The organism is Paenibacillus sp. JQZ6Y-1, from assembly GCF_040719145.1.
In the GTDB taxonomy this organism is placed as follows: domain Bacteria; phylum Bacillota; class Bacilli; order Paenibacillales; family Paenibacillaceae; genus Saccharibacillus; species Saccharibacillus kandeliae.
The window spans coordinates 62,890-69,212 of record NZ_JBFDUZ010000008.1 but is presented as its reverse complement, the minus strand read 5'-3'; the positions used below and the strand labels follow the sequence as shown (position 1 = coordinate 69,212).

6 protein-coding genes and 1 rRNA gene are annotated in these 6,323 nt (G+C 44.1%); all 7 read right to left on the bottom strand.

Going from position 1 to position 6,323, the window contains the following annotated elements; genetic code table 11:
* A 16S ribosomal RNA gene (locus ABXR35_RS23125) occupies positions 1-321 on the bottom strand; the annotation flags it as partial.
* Positions 322-758: 437 nt separating this feature from the next.
* On the bottom strand, positions 759-989 hold the full coding sequence (locus ABXR35_RS23120; RefSeq protein ID WP_367064422.1) for a hypothetical protein: 231 nt from the start codon (positions 987-989) through the stop codon (positions 759-761).
* A gap of 188 nt (positions 990-1,177) precedes the next feature.
* Positions 1,178-1,795, bottom strand: coding sequence for a stage II sporulation protein M (locus ABXR35_RS23115; RefSeq protein ID WP_367064421.1), 618 nt, complete (start codon positions 1,793-1,795; stop codon positions 1,178-1,180).
* Positions 1,796-2,039: 244 nt separating this feature from the next.
* Positions 2,040-3,149, bottom strand: a complete 1,110-nt coding sequence (locus ABXR35_RS23110; RefSeq protein ID WP_367064420.1) for an iron-sulfur carrier protein/transcriptional regulator SalA — start codon at positions 3,147-3,149, stop codon at positions 2,040-2,042.
* A gap of 224 nt (positions 3,150-3,373) precedes the next feature.
* Positions 3,374-4,543 carry a sulfate adenylyltransferase gene (sat, locus tag ABXR35_RS23105; protein WP_367064418.1) on the bottom strand — a complete coding sequence of 390 codons (1,170 nt, stop codon included), beginning with the start codon at positions 4,541-4,543 and terminating at the stop codon, positions 3,374-3,376.
* 40 nt (positions 4,544-4,583) lie between these two features.
* The gene (locus ABXR35_RS23100) at positions 4,584-5,276 is read right to left on the bottom strand and encodes a phosphoadenylyl-sulfate reductase (protein ID WP_367064417.1); all 693 of its coding nucleotides are present in this window, start codon (positions 5,274-5,276) and stop codon (positions 4,584-4,586) included.
* 650 nt (positions 5,277-5,926) lie between these two features.
* On the bottom strand, positions 5,927-6,319 hold the full coding sequence (gene rpsI, locus ABXR35_RS23095; protein ID WP_367064416.1) for a 30S ribosomal protein S9: 393 nt from the start codon (positions 6,317-6,319) through the stop codon (positions 5,927-5,929).
* Positions 6,320-6,323: the final 4 nt, after the last annotated feature.

The window sequence follows — 6,323 nt, the reverse complement described above, 5'->3', positions numbered from 1 at the left end:
GCCGATCACCCTCTCAGGTCGGCTACGCATCGTCGCCTTGGTGAGCCGTTACCCCACCAACTAGCTAATGCGCCGCAGGCCCATCCTTCAGTGACAGATTGCTCCGTCTTTCGTTCGTCGTCCATGCAGACAACGAAAGTATCCGGTATTAGCTACCGTTTCCGGTAGTTATCCCAGGCTAAAGGGCAGGTTGCCTACGTGTTACTCACCCGTCCGCCGCTAAGTCTCAAAGAAGCAAGCTTCTTATCGACTCCGCTCGACTTGCATGTATTAGGCACGCCGCCAGCGTTCGTCCTGAGCCAGGATCAAACTCTCCATAAAAGTGTTTGACTTGCTCATTTCTTGCTGGCGAGAACATTGCTGTTCTCTATTGTTTTGAAGAACCAAAGTTCTTCACTCACTCGTTGTTCAGTTTTCAAAGATCAAGCTCTTTCGCTTCGTTGTTAGCTTTCGTAACAACTTTTATATCTTATCATGTTGTTTTTCTTTCGTCAAGCACTTTTTTCAAGCCGTTTAGCGACCAAAATGCTTGATTTTCGATAGTTCATGACAGCTTACATTTCATCGCCGCCTCTTCGCGACAACTTTTATAATATATCATGTGAGTTTCAAATCGTCAACACTTTTTTCAACGCACTTTAGCCCGTATTAGTTAGGAGAGGATGAGTTGCTTGTTCTCTCCTTACTACCGGCGCTAAAAGTTGTTTAGTGCGAAAATAAATTTATCATAAATGGTGAACGTCGTCAACTGTATACACTCAGTTTTTTGCTTCTGGATAACGAGCACTGCGTACGTATTTAGCCAGCTCCTTTTGAGGGGCAAAACGTGCGTACATTTTGAAGATGGTTTTGTAGCGTTTATCGATAGCTTGTCGGATATCCTGGTTTAGTCGTTGATCACTAAGATCAAACAACATCTCGTCCAGTTCCTTTCGCAGCACATACGCCATTTCCTTACACTCTTTTTCATTCAATAGCATTCCAAGCATACAAAATCCTCCCTAGTTAACCCTCACTTGATATAGCGTTCTTATGAATGGACGACCGATTCCATACGCGGGATAGATAGGGTTATTCCTTATCCGTGGTAGTACTGGTTTCCGGCTAGCCCAGATAGTGATGATTTAACCTCATTTTGTATGCTTGTAAACACATCATTGGAAAAAGAGATTACAATCTATGCCTGCATCAGCCAGTACGTAATAGTACTTTCAATCACCGCGGCGACAAGCAGCATAATTACGATCCATAGTGAAGCAGGCAAAGTAGACCGAAGAAAATGACGACGTTCCTTTTTAAGTCTTTCTCTCCCTGGTGTATTCCAGGTTGTCATGGAGTCCAGAATTAGCTTTCCAAACTTCAAACCATATGCGGAAGCAATCAGAATAGCCGGAATTTCAATAATCCCATGAGGTAGTAACCCTTTGAAGATCAATTCCGCTAGATTAGCACCTTGGAGTGCAGAGACATGCAGCAGGTAACCAATGACCATACCGTTCATAACGAGAAAGATTACCGGTATTACACCAAAGAAGATTCCTAGAAAGATAATAAAGATGCTTTTGATTGCATTATTGAAAAAGATAAATAAAAAGTAGTTTAGCTCTACATGATTACCCGACTGCAATTGTTGACTGATTCCACGCAGCTGTTGCAGCTGGCTTTGTAAATAAGCACCTAGCGGTTCAACCATAATTACGCCGAGGATCATCCCAAGTACAAAAAGTACCGTTGCTAGAATGAGCATGGAAGAGTTATTTTTCAAATCATGCCAAAAGGTACGAAACGATAGCATGTCTTCACTCCCTATACATTTGATAAGATACATTGATTAAAATGGTGACTTGTTCCAATAGATATGCCGATACATCAGCATAGTACTCTAGTTATAACAAGAGACAGGGAATGGAACTGCTTTTCGCCCTGTCTCTATACACATATATTCGGATGTTCTTGTTTATCGTGATCGTTATACGGTACCCACTATACTCAAATACCGATTTCTTTCTACTTGAGTCGTTGTCGTTCAACCACGTCCATTACTCAAACTTTTGCATAACGCGGTTTGCTAGTTCAAGGTACATTTGTCCGATCTCTGTTTCTTCCGCATATACGGATGGTGAGAACTCTGGATCGGTTGCTAGATTATCTGGGGCGCCCAGTGGGATTTGTGCCAACAGATCAGTATGCAGATTTTCAGCAAGCATGCCACCGCCGCCGCGACCAAATACATAATCTTTTTGCCCATCACGCGCTTGGTAGTATGCCATGTTCTCTACGACACCGATAATTTCGTGATTTGTCTGAATTGCCATCGCACCCGCTCGTGCAGCTACAAAGGATGCAGTTGCATGTGGAGTGGTAACCAAAATCTCACGACTTTGTGGCAGCATCTGATGAACATCCAGCGCTACATCTCCCGTACCTGGCGGCAGATCAAGTAACATATAGTCCAGATCGCCCCAATCAACATCCGCGAAAAATTGACGCAGCATCCGTCCCAGCATCGGACCGCGCCAGATCACTGGATTATTTTCGCGAATGAAGAAGCCCATTGACATGACCTTAACTCCAAAACGCTCGACCGGTTGGATACGACCTTCGTCAACCTGTGGGTATTCTTCAATGCCCATCATATCCGGTACGCTAAACCCATAGATGTCTGCATCAATCAGTCCGACCTTTTTGCCGAGACGTGCCAACGAAGTGGCTAGATTGACCGTAACGGTGGATTTACCCACGCCACCTTTGCCGCTTGCGACTGCGATGAATCGTACACCAGACTCAGGATGAATGATCGGGAGATTCTCCAATCCAGCTGCATGGCCCTTCTGCTCGATCTCTTCTGCCGTAGGCTCGCGTTGTTCATCTGGAGACAGCAGTTGACGTATGGCATCCATCTCACGCTCAGATGGCTCTCTGAAGCGAATATGAACGTCGATTGGCTCCACAATTTTTAACGCCTGACGAATCTCCTGCTCTACTGATTCCTTGTACTCCTGACCAAGCTCTACACATACTACAGTGAGGGAAATACGTGTATCTTTTACCATTACATCGCGGATCAATTGCATTTCCAGGAGTGGGAATTCATATTGCGGGTCTTTCACTTTACTTAACAGTTCCAGAACATAGTCTCTTGATAGCATAATAGCGCACTCCTTATACGATGAATTTAATGGATGAATGCATACGTACTGATTACAAACCCATAGTTGTTATCATTATAGCACTGTATGCGGTTGCGTAGCGAATGAGTTGCACAGGGGTCTATACGAAAAAACCCTATACACGAATGATGAGTTTCTGTCGTTCGTGACAGTCTCACTATTCGTATAAAGGGTTGTTGTATAACAGACTATATGGTTGAGGATTAGGAAGTCACATGTTCCGCCATGCCTTCAATCAAGATCTCCGCTACTTCTGGACGAGTGAATTCCGGCGGTGGGCATTTGCCCTCACGCAGCAGACCACGTACTTTAGTTCCAGATAAGGTAAGATGTTGTTCTTTGGGATGAGGGCAAGTTTTGCTAGACGCCATGTTTCCGCATTTGGTGCAAAAGAAGCTGTGCTCAAAAAACAATGGCGTGATGTCCAATTCCTCTGCTGTAAAGTTGCTGAAGATCTCCTGCGCTTCATAGGTGCCATAATAATCGCCTACACCGGCGTGATCGCGACCAACGATGAAATGTGTGCAACCGTAGTTTTTACGCACCATCGCATGGAAAATCGCTTCACGTGGTCCAGCATAGCGCATAGCTGCTGGAAATACACCAAGGAAGGTACGATCTGCTGGGTAATAGTTTTCCAGCAGTACAAGATAGCTGCGCATGCGTACGTTCGCTGGTACATCGTCGGATTTGGTTTCACCAACTAAGGGGTTCAAGAACAGAGCATCTACAATTTCCATCGCGCTCTTCTGAATATATTCATGCGCACGGTGAACAGGATTACGCGTTTGGAAGCCTACGACTGTTTTCCAGCCTTTATCGGCAAAAATCTTACGAGTTTGAGCAGGGTCAAAATAGAATTCGCCGAACTTCTCTGGCTGAGGGCGATTTAGTACTTGAATCGGACCGCCTACATAGGTGGATGGACGACTGAATAGCTTTTGTACACCTGGATGTTCAGGATCATCCGTTTTGAAAATACGAACTGCCTCCTGTTGCTGATCTACGCTATAGATACTGCGTACTTCCAGCACTCCATATACTACTTGATCACTCTCGCCTACTAGAGCAACCTTTTCACCGATTTGTAGCTGGGAGGTAATGCTTTCATCCAATGCCAGCGTAATAGGAATACTCCATACAAGACCATTTGCCAAACGCATATCATTTACAACAGAATGATAATCAGCTTCTTCTAGAAAGCCCTCTAATGGAGAAAATGCACCTACTCCGATGAGATCAAGATCGGATACCGTCCAATTGTTAATTTGGATTTGCTTCCATTGCTTTGCTTGCTCTAGCAGTTGTTCACGTTCTTCGCCTTCTACAATACGCTGAACCAGTTTGCCGCCATGCGGTACAATTGCCGTCATTGAGGTCGCCCCTTTGTAAGTTGAATGGATAAGGTGTGCATTATTTATGAAGCCCGCATTCTGTTTTGTCGTTGCCCGACCAGCGTCCTGCACGTGGATCTTCGCCTGGCATAACCTGACGTGTGCAATATTCGCAGCCGATACTTGGATAATGGCGGTCATGTAGTGGATTATAAATGATGTCATTATCGCGGATATATTTCCATACGTCCTCTGACGTCCAATCTGCAATCGGATTAAACTTCATCAAACCAAATTTGTAGTCGTACTCAATCTTCTTCGCATTCGCACGTGTAGGCGCCTGATCGCGGCGGATACCAGTAATCCAAGCATCGTATTGTGAGAGGATGCGAGTCAGCGGTTCCACTTTGCGGATATTGCAGCATGCGTTCGGATCTACCGTCCAGAGTGCGTCACCGTGCTGGGCTGCCTGCTCTTCAGGCGTAAGCTTAGGTGCAACGCGTACAAAGTTCATTCCATAACGCTCAACCATCCGATCGCGCGTCTCATAGGTTTCTTGAAAATGAAAGTCGGTGTCCAGATAGAAAATATCTGTCGAAGGGCTGATCGTTTGCAGCATATCAACAATAACAACATCCTCTGCACCAAAGCTGCAAGCAAAGGTAAGACTATCAAAATTATCAACTGCCCAGCGGATGACTTGCTCCGCAGAAGCGTGTTCTAATTCTTCGGCTTTGATTTTGGCAAGTTCTTCTTTTTCCAAGAGATTCATGTGATTTCCCCCATCACTGAAATGTAGTTTCTTTTTTCCAAACTGGTTTTAAGTGCATAAATAAAAATGAACCTCGCTCTAGGTGACTATTCCACTATTAATCGGACCTTGGTTATTAGCATCGCTAAAGCTTAAAAGGTTATACATCTAACTCCTAAACAATGGTATAGAAAACAATGGCATAGAAAAAAGATTGGATCATGCTGATCATATATCAGCGGCTAAAACCGACTAAACTACTAAGAATTATATGTATATTATAAAAGTGGCGGAGCTGTAATTCAAGAGGAAATTAAAATATTTTACAAATGATTTTGAGAATGATTGTGAAAAAGCTGTTGATAACTCTATTTACTTCTGTAACTTTCATAAACTTCATTCACATACTCACAGAGTTATCCCCTTTATACCCAGACAATCATACCTTTTATGATTAATTTATCTTAAAAGGGAGAATATCCTGTGGATGAATGGCTTGTCAAACGAAGCGGAGAAGTTGTTATGGGGATAAGTTTTTGCATTGCAACGTGTTGCTTCTATCTATTTATATAGCAATATGTAAGCAGAGCTGGATTCCAAATAATCCACAAAATAAAAACAACCCCCTGATCGATAGGACCAGAGGGTTGCAATCGTTGATAAAGTAAATATTAACGTTTGGAGAACTGAGGTGCGCGACGAGCCGCTTTAAGACCGTATTTTTTACGTTCTTTCATACGTGGGTCACGAGTCAGGAATCCAGCTTTTTTCAGGGAACCGCGAAGTTCTGGATCTGCTTTCAGCAGGGCACGGGAGATACCGTGACGGATCGCGCCGGCTTGACCGGAGATACCGCCGCCTTCAGCGATTACGATTACATCGTAGCTACCCAGAGTTTCTGTCAGGTTCAGTGGTTGTTTAACGATCAGTTTGAGTGTTTCCAGACCGAAATATTCGTCAATCTCACGTTTGTTGATGACAATGCGTCCTTCACCCGGTACAAGGCGAACACGTGCTACCGAATGTTTACGACGACCTGTCCCATAGTATTGTACTTTAGCCATGAAA

Excerpts from the sequence above, each read along its gene's own strand:
- ABXR35_RS23115 (WP_367064421.1), bottom strand. The coding sequence starts at position 1,795 with ATGCTATCGTTTCGTACCTTTTGGCATGATTTGAAAAATAACTCTTCC.
- rpsI (WP_367064416.1), bottom strand. The coding sequence starts at position 6,319 with ATGGCTAAAGTACAATACTATGGGACAGGTCGTCGTAAACATTCGGTA.
- sat (WP_367064418.1), bottom strand. The coding sequence starts at position 4,543 with ATGACGGCAATTGTACCGCATGGCGGCAAACTGGTTCAGCGTATTGTA.
- ABXR35_RS23110 (WP_367064420.1), bottom strand. The coding sequence starts at position 3,149 with ATGCTATCAAGAGACTATGTTCTGGAACTGTTAAGTAAAGTGAAAGAC.
- ABXR35_RS23120 (WP_367064422.1), bottom strand. The coding sequence starts at position 989 with ATGCTTGGAATGCTATTGAATGAAAAAGAGTGTAAGGAAATGGCGTAT.
- ABXR35_RS23100 (WP_367064417.1), bottom strand. The coding sequence starts at position 5,276 with ATGAATCTCTTGGAAAAAGAAGAACTTGCCAAAATCAAAGCCGAAGAA.